At 70.0% G+C, this 19,700-nt stretch carries 16 protein-coding genes, 2 pseudogenes and 1 riboswitch; of the genes and pseudogenes, 9 read left to right on the forward strand and 9 right to left on the reverse strand.

Annotation, left to right across the window (positions count from 1 at the left end):
- Window positions 1-156: 156 nt before the first annotated feature.
- The 6 genes and pseudogenes from OG552_RS20445 to OG552_RS20470 all read left to right on the forward strand — a co-directional run bounded on the left by OG552_RS20445 (window position 157) and on the right by OG552_RS20470 (window position 4,035).
- Entirely contained in the window at window positions 157-1,233 is a 1,077-nt protein-coding gene (locus OG552_RS20445) for an IS630 family transposase (RefSeq protein ID WP_329132414.1), read from the forward strand.
- Window positions 1,234-1,325: 92 nt separating this feature from the next.
- Window positions 1,326-2,291: pseudogene (locus OG552_RS20450) on the forward strand (IS701 family transposase); the annotation flags it as partial.
- Between the two features lie 69 nt (window positions 2,292-2,360).
- On the forward strand, window positions 2,361-2,669 hold the full coding sequence (locus tag OG552_RS20455) for a transposase (protein WP_329128445.1): 309 nt from the start codon (window positions 2,361-2,363) through the stop codon (window positions 2,667-2,669).
- Window positions 2,666-3,586 carry an IS3 family transposase gene (locus OG552_RS20460; RefSeq protein ID WP_329128447.1) on the forward strand — a complete coding sequence of 307 codons (921 nt, stop codon included), beginning with the start codon at window positions 2,666-2,668 and terminating at the stop codon, window positions 3,584-3,586. The genes OG552_RS20455 and OG552_RS20460 overlap by 4 nt, the downstream gene beginning before the upstream one ends.
- Window positions 3,587-3,617: 31 nt before the next feature.
- A pseudogene (locus OG552_RS20465) lies at window positions 3,618-3,818 on the forward strand (IS701 family transposase); the annotation flags it as partial.
- Complete coding sequence (locus tag OG552_RS20470; RefSeq protein WP_329134985.1) at window positions 3,763-4,035, forward strand: hypothetical protein; 273 nt, start codon at window positions 3,763-3,765, stop codon at window positions 4,033-4,035. The pseudogene OG552_RS20465 and the gene OG552_RS20470, both read left to right, overlap by 56 nt.
- Window positions 4,036-4,553: 518 nt before the next feature.
- Here the strand turns inward: OG552_RS20470 and OG552_RS20475 are convergent.
- Window positions 4,554-4,964 (reverse strand): type II toxin-antitoxin system VapC family toxin, encoded by a 411-nt coding sequence (locus OG552_RS20475; RefSeq protein ID WP_329134987.1) that lies wholly within the window; start codon window positions 4,962-4,964, stop codon window positions 4,554-4,556.
- The gene (locus tag OG552_RS20480) at window positions 4,961-5,185 is read right to left on the reverse strand and encodes a hypothetical protein (protein WP_329134989.1); all 225 of its coding nucleotides are present in this window, start codon (window positions 5,183-5,185) and stop codon (window positions 4,961-4,963) included. The genes OG552_RS20475 and OG552_RS20480 overlap by 4 nt, the downstream gene beginning before the upstream one ends.
- A gap of 868 nt (window positions 5,186-6,053) precedes the next feature.
- Between OG552_RS20480 and OG552_RS20485 the strand changes: the two genes are divergently transcribed.
- Complete coding sequence (locus OG552_RS20485; RefSeq protein ID WP_329134991.1) at window positions 6,054-6,419, forward strand: hypothetical protein; 366 nt, start codon at window positions 6,054-6,056, stop codon at window positions 6,417-6,419.
- A 290-nt stretch (window positions 6,420-6,709) separates the two neighbouring features.
- Here OG552_RS20485 and OG552_RS20490 read toward each other — a convergent pair whose 3' ends face one another.
- A complete protein-coding gene (locus OG552_RS20490) occupies window positions 6,710-6,862 on the reverse strand; it encodes a hypothetical protein (RefSeq protein WP_329134993.1) in 153 nt (50 codons plus the stop codon).
- Window positions 6,863-7,725: 863 nt separating this feature from the next.
- Window positions 7,726-7,858: riboswitch (cobalamin riboswitch) on the reverse strand.
- Between the two features lie 388 nt (window positions 7,859-8,246).
- Between OG552_RS20490 and OG552_RS20495 the strand changes: the two genes are divergently transcribed.
- A complete protein-coding gene (locus OG552_RS20495; protein ID WP_329134995.1) occupies window positions 8,247-8,483 on the forward strand; it encodes a hypothetical protein in 237 nt (78 codons plus the stop codon).
- 22 nt (window positions 8,484-8,505) lie between these two features.
- Entirely contained in the window at window positions 8,506-10,674 is a 2,169-nt protein-coding gene (locus tag OG552_RS20500) for an ABC transporter permease (RefSeq protein WP_329134997.1), read from the forward strand.
- Between the two features lie 79 nt (window positions 10,675-10,753).
- On the opposite strand, the gene OG552_RS20505 is transcribed toward OG552_RS20500, so the two are convergent.
- The 6 genes from OG552_RS20505 to OG552_RS20530 all read right to left on the reverse strand — a co-directional run bounded on the left by OG552_RS20505 (window position 10,754) and on the right by OG552_RS20530 (window position 19,401).
- Window positions 10,754-12,373, reverse strand: a complete 1,620-nt coding sequence (locus tag OG552_RS20505; RefSeq protein ID WP_329135000.1) for an LCP family protein — start codon at window positions 12,371-12,373, stop codon at window positions 10,754-10,756.
- A gap of 703 nt (window positions 12,374-13,076) precedes the next feature.
- Window positions 13,077-14,249, reverse strand: a complete 1,173-nt coding sequence (locus tag OG552_RS20510; protein ID WP_329135002.1) for a 4-hydroxybenzoate 3-monooxygenase — start codon at window positions 14,247-14,249, stop codon at window positions 13,077-13,079.
- A gap of 181 nt (window positions 14,250-14,430) precedes the next feature.
- On the reverse strand, window positions 14,431-15,222 hold the full coding sequence (locus tag OG552_RS20515; protein WP_329135004.1) for a helix-turn-helix transcriptional regulator: 792 nt from the start codon (window positions 15,220-15,222) through the stop codon (window positions 14,431-14,433).
- 225 nt (window positions 15,223-15,447) lie between these two features.
- A complete protein-coding gene (locus tag OG552_RS20520) occupies window positions 15,448-17,526 on the reverse strand; it encodes an iron ABC transporter permease (RefSeq protein WP_329135006.1) in 2,079 nt (692 codons plus the stop codon).
- Window positions 17,527-17,530: 4 nt separating this feature from the next.
- Entirely contained in the window at window positions 17,531-18,526 is a 996-nt protein-coding gene (locus tag OG552_RS20525) for an iron-siderophore ABC transporter substrate-binding protein (RefSeq protein WP_329135008.1), read from the reverse strand.
- Window positions 18,523-19,401 carry an ABC transporter ATP-binding protein gene (locus OG552_RS20530; protein ID WP_329135010.1) on the reverse strand — a complete coding sequence of 293 codons (879 nt, stop codon included), beginning with the start codon at window positions 19,399-19,401 and terminating at the stop codon, window positions 18,523-18,525. The genes OG552_RS20525 and OG552_RS20530 overlap by 4 nt, the downstream gene beginning before the upstream one ends.
- Window positions 19,402-19,700 lie beyond the last annotated feature (299 nt).

Genomic DNA, 19,700 nt, shown 5'->3' on the forward strand with positions numbered 1-19,700 from the left:
GAGGATGTCTTGGAGGACAGACCTCTTTTACAGCAGCTCCGCTGCCTCGTTCACCAGCCTTGACGAACCGCCTCCACACCTAACTGAACGGCGTTGCCTCTAGTGTCGCGTGAATGAAGTCCTTGGACGGTGGCTGGAAGTGCGGTTGAATGGCGTATGCCTGTCGCCCTGCCGTTGGCCGTCGCCAATGCGGACCGTGAGGTCTTGCGTTCGTGGGTCCGCTCGCCGTCGTCCCCGTCGGGGCTGGTGACGCGGGCCCGGATCGTGCTCCTTGCCGCGGAGGGCGCCTCGAACACCGAGATCGCGCGGCGGTTGGAGCTGTCCCGGCAGACGGTCGTCACCTGGCGGGGCCGGTACCGTTCGGCCGGCCTTGCCGGGCTGGAGGACCGGCCGCGGTCGGGCCGGCCCGGCACGGTGGACGAGGCCGAAGTGGTGGTGCGGACCCTGGAGGGTCCGCCGGACCGGCTCGGCGTGACCCACTGGTCGTCCCGGCTGCTCGGCGCCGAACTGGGTCTGTCCAACGTCGCGGTGGCCAAGGTGTGGCGGAAGTGGAAGATCCAGCCCTGGCGGAGCGAGACGTTCAAGTTCTCCACCGACCCGGAACTCGAGGCGAAGGTCCGCGATGTGGTGGGGCTGTATCTGGCCCCGCCGGAGAAAGCGGTGGTGGTCTGCGTCGATGAGAAATCGCAGATCCAGGCGCTGGACCGGACAGCGCCGATGCTGCCGGTGCGGCCAGGGCTGGCCGAGCGCCGCACCCACGACTACGTCCGCCACGGCACCACCACGCTGTTCGCGGCCCTGGAGGTCGCCACCGGGAAGATCACCGCGGACGCCTGTTACGACCGGCACCGCAACGACGAGTTCCTCCGCTTCCTCAAGCAGGTCGCCAAAGCCCACCCGAGGGTGAAACTGCACGTGGTCGCCGACAACTACGCCACCCACAAGCACCCCCGCGTGAAGGCCTGGCTGGCGAAGAACCCCCGGATCACCCTGCACTTCACCCCCACCTCCTGCTCGTGGCTGAACCTGGTGGAGATCTTCTTCGGCATCATCACCCGCCAGGCCATACGCCGCGGCACCTTCACTTCCGTCCCCGACCTCACCGACGCCATCCGCCGCTACATCGACGCCTACAACGACCGCTGTCAGCCCTTCGCATGGACCAAAACCGCCGACGAAATCCTCGAACACGCCACACCTAAACGTCCAAGGACTTCATTCACGCGACACTAGTACTACAGGGCTAGATTCTGATCGTGTGGGGTGCGAGACTGGGCGGCGTGGCATCGACGGTGACGCATGATCAGGATCTTCCGGAGGGTTCGATAACCCGGGCGGAATTGGCGGTGTGGGACGAGGAGTTCGCGGCTTTGTGTGCGCGGATGGACCCGCTGTTCTACCGCCCGGAATCGCGCCGTCACGCGCGGCAGTACCTGCGCGGTTTGATGGCTCCACTGCAGCGAAAAAACGGTTGGACGATCGCCGAGCATGTCGGCGAGAAGGAGCCCAAGGCGTTGCAGCGGTTCTTGAACCTGACGCCGTGGAACTCCGATGTCCTGCGGGATCTCGTGGTCGCCTACGCAATGGAGCGTTTCGCCGACCCGCAGTCGGTATTGATCGCTGATCCGACCGGGTTCGCCAAGAAGGGCCGGAAGTCAGCCGGAGTGCAGCGGCAGTATTCCGGCACGCTGGGCCGGATCGACAATTGCCAGATCGGCACGTTCCTGGCGTATGCGAATCCGGTTGGATCGCGGGTGCTGCTGGACCGGGAGTTGTATATCCCGGAGCATTCCTGGTTCGCTGACCGGGATCGGTGTGCGGAGGCGGGCATCCCTGCGGAGGCGGTCTTCCGGACCCGTCCGCAGCAGGTCACGGTCATGATCGAGCGCGCGCTGAAGGCCGGGGTGCCCTTCGCTTGGTTTGCGGCGGACGAGGAGTTCGGTCAGAACCCTGGATTGCGCGCCTGGCTTCAGGAGCGCCGGATCGCTTACGTGATGGGCGTTCCGAAGAACACCGAGTTCACGACCGCGGACGGCGACGGGGTCGTGATTGAGAAGGCTGTCGGGACACTGCGGCCGAGCGCCTGGCAGCGGCGTGCGTGCGGAATCGGCGCGAAGGGCTTTCGCGTCTACGACTGGGCCCTGCTGGAATCCGACGATCCGGACCACCTTTTCTTGGTGCGGCGCTCCCTGGACGACGGCGAACTGGCCTACTACCACTGTCACGACCCGCGTCGAGAGGGGTTCGGCGCGCTGGTTCGGGTCGCTGGTTCGCGGTGGCCGGTGGAGGAATGAGGTTCCCCCGAGATGCGGGGAAGGGTGACAGCAGGTCAGATGGGTCTCATGAGAGGAGCCCTGACGATGCCTGCCCCGAGGAAGTACCCGCTGGAGTTGCGTGAGCGTGCGGTGCGGATGTACCGGGCGGCCGAGCCGAAGCCGGTGATCCGCCGCATGGCCGAGGATCTCGGTGTCCACCACGAGGCCCTGCGCAACTGGATCCGCCAGGCCGAGGCCGACGCCGGCGAACGGGAGGACGTGTTGACCACTGCCGAGCGCGAGGAGTTGGCCGCCCTGCGCAGGGAGAATGCCCAGCTCAAGCGGGCGAACGAGGTCCTGCGGACAGCCTCGGCTTTTTTCGCGGCCCAGCTCGACCCGACCCGGCCCAGGTGACCGCGCTCCTCGATGAGCACGCGCACCTGGGGGTCGAGCCCGTACTCCGGGAACTGCACATCCCCTCGTCCACCTATTACCGCTGGCGCCAGGCAGAAAAGGAGCCGTGTGAACGGCGCCGTCAGGACACGGAGCTGACCGGCCGGATCCGGCAGGTCCATGAGGAATCCGGCGGGGTCTACGGCTCGCCCCGTGTCCATGCCGTCTTGAAGCGCGGTGGAGTGCACGTCGGCCGCAAACGGGTCGAGCGCCTCATGCGCGAGGCCGGTCTCGTCGGCATCAGCCCCCGCCGCGGCAAGGGGTTCACCCGCCGCGATCCGGACGCCGATCTCGCCCCTGACCTCGTGCAACGCGACTTCACCGCGCCCGCGCCGAACCGGTTGTGGGTCACCGACCTCACCATGATCTCCACCGGGGAGGGGCCTTTGTGGCTGTCGGCGATCCGCGACGTGTTCTCCCGCCGCGTCGTGGCATGGGAGACCTCCGCCCGCGCGGACGCGGACCTGGTCCTGTCCTCGTTGGAGTATGCCCTGGCCAGCCGTGAGGTCGCCCCGGGCGAACTGGTCCACCATGCCGATCACGGCTGTCAATATACGAGTATCAAGCTGACGACGCGGCTGGTCAGAGCGGGTATCCGGGCGTCCATGGGCTCCGTCGGGGACTCCTTCGACAACGCCCTGGCGGAGAACCTGTGGATGATCATTAAGACCGAGTGCATCCGCGGCCGCGTCTTCGCGACCAGGGCCGAAGCCAATCTGGCGCTCTTCGAGTACATCGACGGCTTCTACAACCCCCGACGCATCCAAAAACGCCTCGGCTACCTCAGCCCGATCGAGTTCGAGGAGAAGCGCTACGCCGACCAGGCAGCGGCCGAACCGGTGAACCTGAAACCACGTCAACCCGCCCTGACCAGCTAGTCAGCCACTCCCGCACAGCGGGGGAACCTCAGAATGCTTTGAGGCCGCAAAGCAGGAGGCCGGGCTGGACAACTATCAGGTGCGCAAGTACGACGCGTGGTACCGCCACATCGATTTGTCCATGCTCGCCCTGGCATTCCTGGCCGCGATGGCCGGCACCTCTCAAAAGGGGTCCCGTGAGCTGTGGCCAAGTTCCGGACCACGCAAGGACGAACAGCCCGAACGAGGCTGAACCGGGCACGGGCACGGCCACCGCGCCCCCACCTCGGAAACGACGCCTCGCCGCGCTCACCCTGGCCGAGGTCCGGCGGCTGTTCAACGTGATCGGCGCCGCCCACGACGCCATTGACCATGCAATTCACTGGTCAAACTGGCGCCGCGAGCACCAAGCCGAGGCACGCCGCCACCACATCAAGCGACGGCTGCAACTCCAGATCCAGCAGATCTAGCCCTGTAGTACTAGATCTGGCTATCGCCGGACTCGGGGTTGGGCCCTCCAGGCCGGAGAGTCCGGCTCGAGTGCGGACCCCAGGAGGTCAGGTAAGAAGCCCTTCAGAGGGGTCCGGCGGGCAGGGCTGCGGGTCGAGCTGTTCAGAGTTTCTTTACTTGATCAAGGCGCCCCACTGACGCGGGCCGCCTTGATCGCCGGCGGCCGGTGCCCGCAGCCCGCTCCTGTCTGCCGCCCCGCTGGCGACGCCCACCGTCCACTCGCCGCGCACCCACCCCGGCACCCACGGACCCGACCGGCAGAGAAGCGAAACCCCGACTCGGCCGAACCACCGTTCCGTACGCCTGGGCCCGTCGCTGCCTCGGGCCGTGACGGCACAGACAGCGTGGCTGGTGCCGGTGGGGGCTGAGCGAGACACACGTGACGGGTGCCCGCCCGGCGGACCCGCCGCCGTGGCGGACGGTCGGCGGCTGAGGCCTCGACCCCCAGCCATGGGTAGGCGAAGGAGCCGAGAGCTTGCTACGGGAGCAGAGTGAAGGCGGGCACGTGGCCCGGACGCACGATGCTGAAGTGGCGGCGGGCCAGCGTTGCGACGTTGACCGCACGGAACTTCTCCGCCACGGCCACGACGAAGGCATCCGCCGTGCCCAGGGGAAGGTCTGCGTACCGTTCCACCAGATCGGCAGCCCGCGCGGCCTCGGTGGAGGTGACCGGGACCAGGTTGTACACCCCGTCGGCCACATCACGCAGAAAGTCGGCCTCGGCCTTCACTCCTGCCCGGCTGGAGAGCATGTAGCCGATCTTTGCCACGAGCGGGGACGGCAGCAGCAGCGGCCCCGGATGATTCTCCAGCAGGCGCACACAAGCGGCGTGCTGATCGTCCTTGCGGTTGGCCGCCGCGACCACAGGGCCAGTGTCGATCACGATCACGCGCTGCGCCGCTCCTGACCGTCCCATGTCTCACGCACGATGTCCTTGGCCCGGGCCCCGAGGTCCAGGTCACCATCGAAGGAAGCGGTCGTGCGGAAGCGCCGTCGTGGGCGCTCGCCACGCTCCACCTTTGCCCACTCACGCAGCAGCTCTATGGCGTCCACCAGCCGGTCCTCCGGCAGAGCATCCAGCAGGCGGTGCGCTTCGTCGCGAACGGTCATACCAGCCAGTGTTCGGTCCGCGAAGCCATACAGCCCGGGTCTTTCAAGCGCTTCGGCACCTCCGGGGAGACGGAGCCAGCTGACGGCAGTAGCTGACGGCAACAACCCCGCACAACCACGGACATCCACGCACCTTGCCGGACTAGCAAATCGTACTTGACCTGCGAAAAAGCAGGTAGAGGTGTCCGCGTAGCACACGTACTGTGTGGGGGCTGGAGCCACACCGGTCCTCGTACACAATTGCGACGGCCGCGGCGGCCTCAGCAACCAGGAGGAGGCAGAACACGCATCCATTGCCGCTGATGTCCTTCAGCAATCGCGCTACCGCGCCACGAACGAGGACATCCCCGGCGTCAGGGGAGCGCAGGGGAAGTTCGGGACAACAGCCGTCGTCGGGGTTCGCAACAAAACGACAGGAGAAGTCTCGGTCCGTACTGCGGTGAACCACGACGGGGAAGCTCCGAACAGCTGGCCGCAGTGGGCCAAGGATGCTTTCGTGCAGGGCGAGGGTCACGCTGAGACGACCATCCTGAACGGCCTCGCTGACGACGAAGAGATCGCGTTCGGCGCGGCCTCCCGCAATGTCTGCTGGGGCTGTCACTCGCATTGTCGTCGGACCCGGAAATCGTCGTCGGTGGTCCGCAGTTTTCCGGTGGTCCGAACGCTTCGCCGTTCCGGATGTTCTGGCGGAAGGACTGATCAGGTCAATTCTCTGCTAGAGATGTAGGATGAGCTGGTGCGTGCGGCTAGAACTCCGCGCGCACCAGTTCTGTTTAACAGTCAGATTCAGGGGTGTCGAGAAGTGTTTCCTCAGGTCGGCAGCGAAGTCATGGTGTCGTGCGAGCCGGCAAGCGCTAGAGTCATTGCGGTGAGCACTCGGTACATCACGCTGGAATGGCCCTGGAGGGTGATCGACAATTCTACGAATTTCCGATGGGATGGAACGTTTTCGCTTCCGCACGGAGAATTTCATGCGGAATGGGTTCCATACCAGCTCGAACCGGCGGCGCCCGAGCTTCGCGCGGGAGACGTCTGTACGATTTCCATTCCGCCGACGCGCCTCTATGTCGGGCATTACGAGAAGTACGATCCTCCGCGCAACCTAGGCTGGATTCCCGCGCCCACCGCGGGAATTTTCGTGGTCCCACCGGAGAACGCGGACCAGGAGGACGCGGGGTGCATGCTCTATCTGGGCGGTGCTGATCCCATTCGCGTGTACCCGGTCGAGGATTGAGGACTGCACATTCGGTGACGCGCCTGGCATTGACAGGGGTATGGGACCTGCCGAGTATAAGTAGGGTCCGAGTTGTTTGAGGGAAATGCCAGGGGAGTCCCGTATTTCCGCTACCGATAGCCGACCCTGACGAAAACGGGTGCCAGAGCGATTCCGCTCTGATGGGATAGTCGGTGACGGTGACCCAGGCGCTTGACGGCAACGGTGACGGCAACGCCAGCGGACGCCAGGAGCCCCCACTGATGTGTGTCGGTGGGGGCTCCGGTGTTTCGGGGGGGCCTGTCGATGAATTAGTGGGTCGTGTCGTGCTCGCTGGCCTGGGATGTCGCGTGCATGACGTAGCTGGCGAGGTCGCTGGGGTCGATCAGGCGGGCGGGAATCGGCTCGGGGCGGTGGCCGTGGTCCTCGAGGAGGGGGCGGACCTGTTTGATCAGGGCTCTCATCTGGTTCTCGCCGATGCGGAAGAGGTAGGCGGTCAGTGAGCAGGACAGGCCGTGCTGGTCGAGGAGGGTGGCCCAGATGATGTTCTCGGTGGTGAGCTTGCGGTGCCGGGGCCGTTGCTTGGGCGGGAGGGCGTCGAGTCAGTCGCGGATGTCGGCGGTGAGGCGGTCGAGGTCGTGGCGGTCCAGGCTTGTCAGGAGGGGGTGGGTGGCCAGCGTCGCGCCGAAAGTGTGCGCGTGTCGGGGATGGGACCGAGGGCCGGGCGGGTGGAGAGGGACGTCGGGGATGCCGGGCTGGGGCGGGATGGTGTAGTTCCACTCGCCGTGGAACGGGTCGGGGTGGATGGTCAGGGCGGCCGCGTGCTGCTGGCTGATCTCGATCCGCGTGGTGATCGAGCCAGTACTGCAAGATCTGCCGCCGGTCCGTGGAGTCTTGGGGGAAGACCCGTGCCAGTGCGGCGTAGGCGATGCCCACCACGGCCACCGCGACCATCGCCCACCACGGCGTATGCGACCCGGAGAGCACCGAGAGAACGGAGACCCCAGGAGTAGGGACGCCCAGATGCCGGAGGGGCTTCATCGGCTGTACCTGCGGTAGGTGATCCGCATGCTGTCGTGTACGGCCGAGCGGTGGACGATGCCGTCGATCATGACCAGACCCTGGGTCGGAGGGCGCGTCTTGCCGGTCATGATCCGGCGGGACGGGCCCTTATCACTGGGTCCCTGCGGCTGCAGGAGACCTCGACCCCTCGGGAGCGACCTGGTCCTCAACAGCAAGAAAGTCCAACCCGAATCGAGTTGGACTCCGTGTGGGTGCCCCGGAGCCCTCCCAGAAGAGACCCAGATGTCAGACACCCAGGCGTGTTCTGCGAGCAGGCGATCGGGCTGGCGCTCCGCTTGAAGACGTAACTTACACCGTTGCGGGGCAGCGCCGGAATCTCACCGGCTTCCCCTGCTCCCGTCACTGTACCGCCGTGGACCGACTCCCGCGGCGAGAGCGAGACCCAGGGCGCGAAGCGCGTTACCGCGGCTCCCGGCGGTCCGCGTCTGCCCATACTGCGCTCCTCCTGCCCGCGTGGCAGGAGTGCTGAGCCAAGGTTCACCGAATCACGCGCGCTGACAACTTCCTTCACCCGTCGCTGGCGCAGACCGTCTGTCCGGGAAGCGTGCCCCGGTGCGCCGACCACCTCATCGGGGAGCTGACGCACTGCACAGCCCACCTGGCCGAACTGCCGGCCGCCGAGATCCACGGAGATGAGCAGGCTGTCCGGGCGGGCGTCGACCACGACCGGGGTCCGCCGCGCCGACGCGTACCGCGCCGCGGAGGCTCTGCTGCGGGAGTTGGGTGTGCCGGCCGGGGGCGTCACCGAGCGGCAGGCCTACGGCGGTGGCCAGGGCTCTCGTCAACAGCCCGTCGCTGGTGCTCGCGGACGAGCCGACGGGTTCCCTGGATGAGGCGACCTCCCGGCAGGTGGCGGACATCCTGTTCGCCCTGCCCGCCCGGCGCTCGTGCGGGCTGCTCGTCGTGACGCACGATCCCGCAGTGGCGCGGCGGGCCGACCGGATCGTGCGTCTGACGGACGGGGCGCTGCGCGAGGCGCTGCCGGCCGGCGGTTCGTCGTGACGGCGCGGGCCTGCGGGGCCAGTTGCTGCGTATCGGCCACGCGGCAGGCGGGCGCGCGGAGTCGGGCCGCGTCCGCTTCGTGGCGCTGCTCGGCGCGACGTTCTTCCTGGCCTTGGGGTTCGCCTCGCTGGTGGCGGCGCACGCCACCTACGCCGGCAGCGTCGCGCGGGAAGACGCCCGTTCTCCCGCCGTTGCGCGTGCCGGTGATGTGGTAGCGGCGAAGCTCCTGTGGCTGCCCGGCATGGACACCGTGAACGAGCGCTACGTCACGATCGTCAAGGTCGTTCCGCCGGCCCGGGACGCTCCCCTGCCTCCAGGGGTGTCGCACTGGCCAGGGCCGGGGGAGTCCCTGCTGTCTCCGGCGCTGGCGGAACAGGGCCGCTCGGAGGGCATCGCCGACCGGTACGGGAAGCAGGTCGGCACCATCGGCGCGGCCGGGCTGAGCTCACCGGGTGAACGCCTCGCCTACGTCCGCCCGTTGGGGGACGCGATCGACCGCTCCCGGGCCCAGCCGGTCCGCGCTTTCGGCGGGACCACCTGGGAGTGGGTCGGCGACACGGACATCAGGCGGCCCGAGTGGACGTTCCAGGCGATGCTGATCGCCCTGGTGCTCCTGCCTGTTGGGGTGCTCCTTGCCGTCGCGGTGCGCTGCGGTGCCGCGCAGCGCGACCGGCGGACGGCGCTGATCGAAGCGCTGGGCGGTGGAGCAGTGGAACGCTCGCTCATCGTGGTGGGCGAGGCTTTGGTCCCGGTGTGCCTGGGAGGGCTGATCGCGGCGGCAGTTGTGGCGGTCGCGGCGTCGCGTGACGTCACCTTCCCCTTCGTCGGCTACGTCCTCTCCGCTCGGGATCTGCGCGCTGGTCTCGGCCCGCTCACCGCGTGCGTTGCCGGCGCGGTGGCCGCGGTGCTGCTTGTGGCGGTGGCGACGTACCCGGTCGGACGGCGGGCATCCGACCGGGTACGTCCACTGGGCGCGAAGCGGAGCACCACCAAGTGGGCGGTCCTGTGTCCGGTGATGCTGCTGGTGGCGGTACGCGGTCCGTCGCTCTTCGATCCCGGCACCAGCGGCTACGTGGTGACCAACTGGGTCGGGGTCGCGGCCACCGTTGTGACTTTGCCGGCCGCCGTGGCTTCGCTAACTGCCCTCACCGGCCGCGGAGTTGCCCGGCTCGGCCGGAGAACCGGCAGTCCGGCGCCCATCACCGCGGGCAGCCGGGTCGCCCACCACCCCACCGTCACGGCACGACTGGTCTCCGGCGCGGTGGTGGCCGTGTGTCTGCTGATCCAGGCGCTCGTCTGGTACGGCCAGTACAGCGGTGAAGCGAGGGCCGCACAGGCGACGGTGGACCGTATCGGCAGTTCCGCCGCCGTCCTGGACGGAGCCAAGCTGTCGGAGTCACAACTCGCCGACATCATTGCGGAGTCGGCCCGCCCTGCCCTCCCGGTCGCCCTTGTGGGTGATCCCCTGCGCGGCCTGTTCCGGGTCCAGGGGCCGTGCGGCTCCCTCGCGGCACTGCGCCTGCCCTGCCCGCCTGCCGGTGCCCAACTCCCCTTGCCCGCCGTCCCGGCGGACCCACGACTGGCGGAGATGATCCGGTGGTACGGGGCGGGTGCGGCGGACGCGACGGTCCGCTCCGGTGCCGTAGCGGAAGCGGGGGCCGGGAAGGACACGAGCGCGGTCATCATGCTGATTTCCGCCGACGGGCGGGATCTGTCCGTCCCCGCGCTGAAGAAGGCCGAGTTCCATGTCCTGGGCAGCTCACAAGTCGACACCGTCGGCAGCCAGTTCCTCGCGGGGGCGCACGTCAACTCCGACCAGGGACGGGGGATCGCCTTCCTCGAGGTGCTCGGCATCCTCGTGCTCGGCGCGGCGGTGGGAATCACCGGACTGTCGGAGTTCCTCCGGCTGGGGCGCGCTCTCAGCCCGATCGCGGTGTTGACGGGCCGCCGGACGGTCTTCGTCACCCACGCGGCCCTCTCCGTCTTCGCGCCCCTCACAGCTGCCGGACTGCTCGGGGAGTTCGTCGGCACCTGGGCCGCACTGCCCAGCCGCGCCAACGGCTCGACGCTCGCCGGAACTTTTCTGGCTGCCTGCGCGGCCTCCACCACCGCCGTGGCGGCGCTGATTTTCCTCTGGGGTGCGGTGGTCATGGTGCGGGAGACCCGCTCGTGGCGCCCGGGCGGTGGCTGACGACCCGGCCGGGACCGTGTCCGGCGAGGAGCGCGGGTGCGTCGTTGGGCTCCGCGCGTGGCTGACGGAGTCGGGCGCCTTACGGGGCGGAGTCCTTGATTTCGGGGTGGCGGGCGTAGGACTGTTCCGGGGTGATGCCCCCCGTGGGTGACGCGATCGTGCGCTGCGTGCTGACCTGGACGCAGGTGGATTTGTCGCCGCCGTTGTAGGCCAGCGCGCCGGTCAGCGCCTTCTTGGTGTCCACCGGGGCCGGGTGGCCGCCGGGGAAGGTGTCGCCGGTCGTCCAGTCGGCGCCCAGCAGCAGGACGATTCCGTCGCCGGTGCCCTGCTTCACATGGGAGGTCGGCAGGCCCAGCGCGGTGGCGACGGCCTTGGCCTGGGCGACCTGGCCGGCCGGGTAGGTCAGCGTCGTGGTCGCGGTCGGCGCGTCCGCGTTGCCGGCGGTCGAGGACGGGCTGAACCCGGCGTCCGTCAGCTTCTTCAGGACGGTGCCCGCCCAGCCGATCGTGCTGGTGCCGTTCTCCACGTGGACGCTGACGGTGCTCTTGTCGACCGGGGCGACCGTCGGGGCGGTGGTCCCGGTCTTCTTGCCGGCCGCGTCGGTCAGCGGCTGGTCGTTGGCGATGGTCCGGAAGAGCGTGTCCGCGTCCGGCCCTTCGAGGACGCGCGCGGTGTTCGCCGGATCGACGTTGTTCTGCATCGTGGTGAAGGTGATCCGCTTGGTGGGGACCTTGCTGAGGTCCTCGGCCAGGTCGATCAGTTTCGGGATGCTGCCGAGCCCGGTGTCCACCGTCAGGGACTTGGTGGCCGCGTTGGCCAGCTTGTACAGCTTGGTCGGACTGCTCAGTGTGCCCGCGCTCTTGAGCTGGTTGATCATCGCGCTGAGGAAGATGTGCTGCCCGCTGGTCCGCCCGATGTTGTCACTGCCGTCGCCGAAACCGTGCCGGGTGCGCAGGAATTGGAGGGCAGCGACGTCCTTGAGGATGTGCACCTTGTTGGCGGACAGCTTCAGGTGGGACTGCGGATCGTAGACATTGTGGTTCACACAGACCGGGACGCCGCCGACCGCGTTGGACATGGAGACGACGCCGGCGAAGTCCACCTCGACGAAATGGTCGATCGGTATGCCGGTGAGCTGGTGCACCGCCGCCACCTGGCAGTTCGCACCGTAATCAAGGGCGCTGTTGATCATGTCCTGGCGGGCGGCGACGCTCCGCCCGGACTTCTCGTCGGTGCACGCCGGCAGGTCGGTGACCAGGTCGCGCGGGATGCTCATCACCGTGGCGTTGCTGCGGTCGGCGGATATGTGGACCACCATCTCCACGTCGGCCCGCGCTCCGCTGCTGTCCTTGCAGGCGCCGCCGAGTTTGCAGTCCGCGGCGCTGTTGCGGGCGTCCGATCCCATCGCGAGGATGTTGATCGGGGACCGCCCGAGCGCGTCCTTCTTCTCCACGCCCTTGTTCTTCGACGAGATCGCGGTCGTCTGGATGTTGCCGTTCAGCTGGTGGTAGACGTAGAACGCGGCACCGGCGCCGAGCAGCACGACGGAGGCGAGGGAGATCGCCACTACCTTGACGACCTTCTGCCTGCGCCGGCGCTGCGCCTGCCGGGCGGCGGACCGGCCGGCCGCCCGGCCGGCGGGCGCCCGCGCGGGCGCCTTCGCGGACCGGCGGTGGTCTCGTACAGGCCCGTGTGCCATGCTCGCATCCCAGTCTGTCTCTTGATCCTGTTTGCGCCGCTTCGCGCCGCTTCCGACGTTTCCTCACCAGCGGTTGGAGCGGGGCGGACCATGGGAGAGATCTCGTCGGCGGTCGCACGGATCGCCCAGGTGCTCGGTGGGCGGGTCCACACCAGGTCTGGCGATCAAGGCAGCACCTACACTCCACGGACACGATCACTGGACACTCAACGGACAAGGCGTCGTTGGGGACGACAGCTCTGCCGTGGCCGGCCCTCGGGGCCGGTCCGGCGATTCCGCGGAGGGTGGGAAGGCACAGAAATCCGTGGGGAAGCCTTCACACGACCGGACCGCAGGGCGAACTCTGCCATATGAAGACGTCAAGTGTCAGGGGAGGGTGGAGAGCAGGCAGTTTCGGAAGCGCACCGGAATCCGCCGGGCGGACCTGCTCCCGACGGTGCGCCTGCGGCCGCGATCCCGCCGTCTTCGCCCCGTTTCACGGCAGTTGGCGGCCCGGCCGGCCCCGCCTCCACCCCGGCTCCGCCGCCCCCCGATCCGGCCGGCGGCGGACCGTTCGCCGCCACCCCGATCCGGCCGGCGGCCCCGCGGCGTCCGATCCGACCGCCGGACACGGCACACCGCGGCCCACCGCGGCCCACAGCGGCCCACCGCTACGTCCGGACGTCCCGCCGCCACCCTGATCCGCCGCCGGACACCGCGCGCCCTAGTTGGTGCCGGCGGTGAGTTCGCCGAAGAGCTTGTTCGCGGTGGGGGAGGCGAACAGGCGTGTCATCTCCGCGCGGGCGACTTGCTTGCGGAACTCTCCTTCGTAGGAGGTGTCACCGGCGTTGTGCATGAGATCGGTGATCCATGCGGCGAATGCCTGGTAGTTCCAGATGTGGCGCAGGCAGTCCGAGGAGTAGTTCTCCAGCAGGCTCGCATCGTCCTTCTGGATCTGGGCGAGGACCGCGCGGGCGAAGACGTCGGTGTCGTGGAGGGCGAGGTGGATGCCCTTCGCGCTCATCGGCGGGACGATGTGGGCCGCGTCGCCCAGCAGGAACAGCCTGCCGTAGCTCATCGGGTCGAAGACCACGCTGCGCAGCGGGATGACCTGCTTGCTGAGGATCTCGCCGCTGGTCACGGTGGTGCCGAAGCGGGCCTCCAGTTCGCTCCAGATGCGCGCGTCGGGCCACTGCTCGGGGGTGTCCTGGGGCGGGCACTGGAGGTAGATACGCGTGGCGGTGGCGCCGCGGGGGATCATGCCGCCCAGGCCGCGCTCGTGGATCGCCATGCCCGCGGGGTTGGTCGCCACCGCGGCCCAGACGGTGAGCCATGAGTACCCGTACTCGTAGGAGTACTCGGTCAGCACGTCGGCGGGGATGGAGGACCGGCTCACCCCGTGGAAGCCGTCAGCGCCGGCGATGAAATCGCAGGTGATGACATGCGCGGTGCCGTCGGGGTCCTGGTAGCGGACCGTGGGCTGCCGGCTGTCGAGGTCCTGCAGGGTCACATCGAGGGCCTCGTAGCGGAGGTCTCCGCCCTGGGCGAGGAAGGCGTCGGTGAGGTTGCGGGTCAGGACGTGCTGGGGGATGAACATGCCGCCGTCCTCGTCGTGCTCGATGTCCATCGGCATCGCCTGCCCGTCGATGAAGAAGCCGCCCTCGTCCTGTGGGATGGGGTCGCCCTCCAGGACTTCGCCGAGCCCCCACTCGCGGATGATGCCCACCCCGAAGCTGTCGATGGCCCCGGCGCGCTGGCGCTGGTCGACGTACTCGCGGTTGCGCTTTTCCAGTACGACGCAGCCGACGCCGTTGCGCAGCAGGATGTTGGCGAGCGTGAGGCCGGCGACCCCGGCTCCCACGATGACGACGGAGGGATTCTCGCGTGTCTCGGCCATGTTGTTCCAGGTCTCCTCGGGTTGGGAAGTGGCGGCCCGCCGACCAGGTGGTGCGGCGGCCTGACCACCAGCCTGGAACCCGGCCCCTGCCGCATACCACCGGCAGACTGACACCTGATGCTGAAAACCCGCCAAGAATCCGGGATCCACGTCGCCCTGCCATGCGCTGAGGCGGATCCCGCTACGGCAACGTGGGGCTGTTGCGCAGGTCCGCCTGGTAGCTGCCCGGGGTCTGGCCGACGACCTCGTTGAAGGCATCGATGAAGCTGGACGGGTTCGACCACCCGCACGTCACCGCGGTGTCGGTGACCGACATGCCGTTGGCAAGGTGGGCCAGTGCGTGGTGGATGCGCAAAATGGTGCGCCACCGGTGGAAGCTCATGCCCAGTTCGGTGTGGAACAGGCGGCTCAGGGTGCGCTCGCTGGCTCCTGCGGCCTGTCCCAGCCCGGTCAGGGTCGCAGGTCGGGCGGGGTCGGCATGCAGGAGGTCGGTGACGGTGCGCAGCCGGTCGTCGCCGGGTTCGGGCAGGTGGAGGGAGTGCTCGGGAGCGTCGGAGAGCTCGTCGATCACCACGGCGAGCAGCCGCTGGTGGGCGCCGGGGCGGGCCTCGGGCCGGTCGTCGGTCAGGGTCAGGACGGCCTCGCGCAGCAGCGGACTGACGGCGAAAACGCTGGGGTGCTCCACCAGTTCGACGCACAGTTCGACCGGGATCGTCAGCAGGCGTACGTCGGTGCGTCCGTAAAAGCGGTGACCGTGGGCGAAGCCGGGCGGCGTCCACGTCGCACGGTTGGCCGGGGCCACCCAGGTTCCGCGCTCCGTCGTGGTGGCCAGCGTCCCGGCGGCTGCGTAGACGAGCTGGCCCTGGTCGTGGGTGTGAGGGGCGAGGTGGTAGCCGTGCGGCAGCCAGCCGGCGCCGCTGGGAATGTGCTGCGGCGCTGAGGGCCCCGCAGAAGGGTGGCGGTTTTTCGGCATCAGGTGGCAGTCTACCGGTGATGTGCTGGTTGGCGGATGCCGACCCTCGCCGTCCGGGCCGGCGAGCGCGTCCCAGCGCGCGGTGGATGCAGCGGCGCACCCTGCGAAGACGCCGCCGACGCCCCGCCGCAGGCCGTACAAAGCGCCCGCCTCCCACCGGAGCGACCCCCGTGGCCGCGTTCGTCCACCCCGGGAGGGGCGTCTGATCGCAACTCGATACGCGCCCTAGCGGCGCGTGCGCAGCAGGAGGCGGACGAAGTACGGGGTGCCGACGACCGCCGTCATGAGGCCGGCGCCCAGTTGCGCGGGGGCGATGACCGTACGGCCCAGCAGGTCGGCCGCGCAGACCAGAACCGCGCCCAGCAGCATGGCGACCGGGATGACCCGCGCGTGGCGGCGGCCCACCAGGGCGCGGGCCGCGTGCGGGGCGACGAGGCCGACGAAGCCGATCGTGCCGGCGGCCGCGGCCGCGGTGGCGCTCAGCAGGACGCCCAGCGCGAGGAACGCGAGCCGGGAGCGGGCGAGGCCGAGCCCGAGCAGCCGCGGGGTGTCCTCGTCGAGGGAGACCAGGTCGAGTTCGCGGCGCCGGGCGACCGCGACGGCGGTGGCGACGAGAAGGACCACGGCGACCGGCAGCAGGTCGGGCGCGGTCCGCCCGTAGGTCGAACCCGACAGCCAGGTCAGCGCCTTGGTCGCGTTGAACGGATCGGTGAGCACGATGACCAGGCTGATGAGCGCCGTGGCGGCGGCGGACACGCCGACGCCGACGAGGACCAGCCGGTTCTGCTGGAAGCCACCGCGCGCGGCCAGGCCGAAGACGAGTACGGCGGCGGCCGAGGCGCCGGCGAAGGCCGCGCCGGCGATGCTCCACGCGCCGGCCGCGGGCACCGTGGTGACCAGCAGCACGGCGCCCAGGCCGGCCCCACCGGAGACGCCCAGGATGCCCGGCTCGGCGAGCGGATTACGGGTCACGGCCTGCACGAATGTCCCGGCCAGGGCGAGGGCCGCGCCCACCAGAAGCGCGGCGAGCACCCGGGGCACCCGGGTGTCGAGGACGAAGGTGACCCCCTGACCGGCCCGGCCCAGCGCCCAGTTGGTGACATCGCCGAGCAGCAGTCCGGTGTCACCGAAGAGCACCGCGGCGATCAGTACGCCGACCAGCACCGCCGTCAGTACGGCGACGGTCGACCAGAACGCCGCCCGGCTCGGGATACGCATCCGGTCCGGCTCGGCGGGGGCACCGGACTCACGGGCGCGGAAGGCCATCGCGACCAGGAACAGGGCGCCGACGACGCTCGTGACGACCCCGGTGGGCACCGCGACCGCGGACTGGGCGCTGACCAGGGCGCGCAGCAGGACATCGGAACCGAGGACGAGCGCCGCCCCGGTGAGCCCGGCGACCGGCAGGGCCGCCCGGGCCCGCAGCAGTGCCCGGAACCGGCGGCCGAGCGGCCGGACCAGCGCCGGCGCGCACAGTCCGACGAAGCCGATGGGTCCGGCGAGCGTCACCGCCGCCGCGGAGAGCAGGGCGGTGAGGACGACGACGGTGATCCGGGTGGCCCGCACCGGGACGCCGAGGCCGCGGGCCGCGTCGTCGCCGAGGGAGAGGGCGTCGACGCGGCGGGCGACGAGCAGCAGTCCGGCCAGGCCCACGAGGATCACCGGCGCCATCTGGCCGACCCCGCCGAAGCCGTTCTGGCTGATGCTGCCCTGGCTCCACTGGTAGAGGCCGTTGGTCCGCTCAGGGAAGAGCAGGAGCAGGGCGTCGGTGAGGGAGCCGAGGCCGAGTGCGAGGGCGCTGCCGGCCAGGACCAGCCGGACCGTACCGGCGCCGAGGCCGGAGAGCCCGAGTACCACGGCCGCCGCCGCGAGACCGCCGGCGAACGCGACGCCGGAGGAGGCCAGCAGCGGGACGGACGCGCCGGTGACGGTGAGCACCCCGAGCGCGAGATACGAACCGGCGTTGACCGCGAGCGTGTCCGGCGCGGCGAGCACATTGCGGCTCACCGCCTGGAGCGCGGCGCCCGCGCTGCCGAGGGCGACGCCGACCAGGACGCCGGCGGTCATCCGCGGCAGGCGGGAGGCGATGACGACGGAGGCGTCGCTCTGGTCGGCGTGGCCGGTGAGCGCCTTCCACACCTCGCCCGCGCCGACCGCGGCCGTGCCCTGGGTGATGTCCAGTACGGCCAGGGCGGCGAGCAGGGCCACGAGCGCGGCCGTCGCCGCGACCGCGCCGGTCCTGGACGCGGCCGGAGCCGGGGCGGTGCGGTCGCGGGCGGGTGCGGTCGTCCCGGTGGCGGCCATGGCGCTACTTGGTGAGGGCGTCGACGACGGCGTCGACGTACGCCTCCATCGACCCGGGTCCGCCGAACATCCAGATGCCGTCGGGGAGCCGGTGCACGTGGCCGTCCTTGACGAACGGGAGCGACTTCCACACCGCGTTCTTGGCGAGGGCGCCGGCGAACGGGTCGCCGTCGGTGTCGTTGGCGATGTAGGTGAACTGGATGTCGCCCAGGCCGGTGAGCCCTTCGACGTCGGTGGTGGCGAGGCCGTAGTCCTTGTCGCCCTTGATCGTCCAGGCGTTCCGCAGGCCGAGCCGCTCGTTGACCGCTCCTATGAGGGAGCCGCTGGTGTAGGGGCGGACGGAGACCTGGTTGGACACGACGTAGCCGTCGGCGGGGGCGACCTTCGCGCCGGTGCGGCCGGCGCTCGCCAGGGCCTGCTTGCCGGCGGCGAGCTTCGCCTCGAACGCCTGCCGTACGGTGCCGGCCTTGGCGGTCGTCCCGGTGGCCTGGGCGATGAGGTCGAGGTCCTTCATCATCAGGCCGATCTGGTCGGCGGCGTCGGCCGAGCGCACCACGAGGACCGGGGCGGCCTTCCGCAGCTGCTTCACCACGGCCGCCGACAGGTCGGTGGTGGCCACGACGAGGTCGGGCGAGAGGGCCGCGATGGTGTCCGTGCTGGGCTCGCCGCGGGTGCCGATGTCCTTCGGCGCGTTCGTCAGCGGGACGGCTGTGTCCCAGGCTTTGTAGCCCTTGACGTCGGCGACGCCGACCGGCGCGACGCCGAGGGTGAGGAGGTCCTCGACGACGTTCCACTCGGTGCCGACGACCCGGGTGGCGGGGTGGTCGAGGCGGACCGTCGCGCCGGTGGCGTCGGTGAGGGTGACCGGTCCCGCGGTCGTGGCCGAGCCGGTGGGGGAGACGGACGGGGAGGAGTCGGCGGACGCGTGCTCGGTGGTGCCGCAGCCGGCCAGGAGCAGCGCCGCGGCGGCGGCCGCGGCTGCGGCGGGGAGGTGCTTCATGAGGTGGCCTGGTGCCTTTCGCTTCGGGCGTGGTGGCGGCCGATCGCGCGGGTGCGCAGCCGGCCGGTCGCGGGGTCGGTGTCGACGTCGATCCGGATGCCGTAGACCTCGGTCAGCCGGTGCGGCGTCAAGACGTCCTCGGGTGCGCCGTCGGCGACGATGCGTCCCGCGTGGAGCAGGGTGACCCGGTCGGCGACGGCCGCCGCCTGGTCGAGGTCGTGCAGGACCACGCCGACCGCGATCCCGTGGTCGTCGGCGAGGTCGCGGATCAGGTCGAGGAGTTCGACCTGGTAGCGCAGGTCGAGGTACGTGGTCGGCTCGTCGAGGAGGAGTACGCCGGTCTCCTGGGCGAGGCAGCCGGCGAGCCACACCCGCTGGAGCTGTCCGCCGGAGAGGTGGTCGACGCCGCGTCCGGCCAGGTCCTCCAGGCCGGTCAGGCCGAGCGCCCGGTCGACCGCGGCGGCGCCGCCGGGGTCGGGGCGGCCCCAGCGGCCCCGGTACGGGTAGCGGCCGAACTCGACGACGTCGCGGACGCTGAGTCCGCTGGGGGTGGGCCGGCCCTGCGTCAGGAGGGCGACGCGGCGGGCGAACTCACGGGCCGACAGCTCCCAGCCGTCCAGGGCGGACGCGGTGCCGCCGTCGAGGGCGAGGGTTCCGGCCCTGGCGGGCTGCAGGCGGGCGAGCGTACGCAGGAGCGTCGACTTCCCGCTGCCGTTGGGACCGACGAGCGCGGTGACCTCGGCGGGCCTGAGCGTGATCGCGGCGCCGTGCACGACGTCGACCCCGTCGTACGCCACGGTCACGCCGTCGGCGGCCAGTTCATGACCGCGGCGCGGCGCCGGCACCGCACCCGTTGGGCCTGCTGCAACTCTCACGGCCGACAGATTAGCTTAGCCTTACCTAACCGATACGAGGGGGGCGTGGTTGCGCCGCTGGGATGGTGGTTGGGGTGGGGGTGGTCCGGAGGCGAACCGCCCGGGGCGAACCGTCCGGACGCCGTGGGTTCGGGCAGCCAGGACCCCGGCGGGAAGGGCCCCGGACGCCCGTGGGCCGGCTGACCGGACGGGGTCTGATCGGTCGGCCGGTCACCGGCCCGTTCCGGCCGGGTGCCGCCGGACCGGGCCGCCGACCGGGCCGGGGGTCGGCCGGGCGGCTGGGCCGGCCGCCGGCCGGG

This window comes from Streptomyces sp. NBC_01476 (assembly GCF_036227265.1).
Classification (GTDB): domain Bacteria; phylum Actinomycetota; class Actinomycetes; order Streptomycetales; family Streptomycetaceae; genus Actinacidiphila.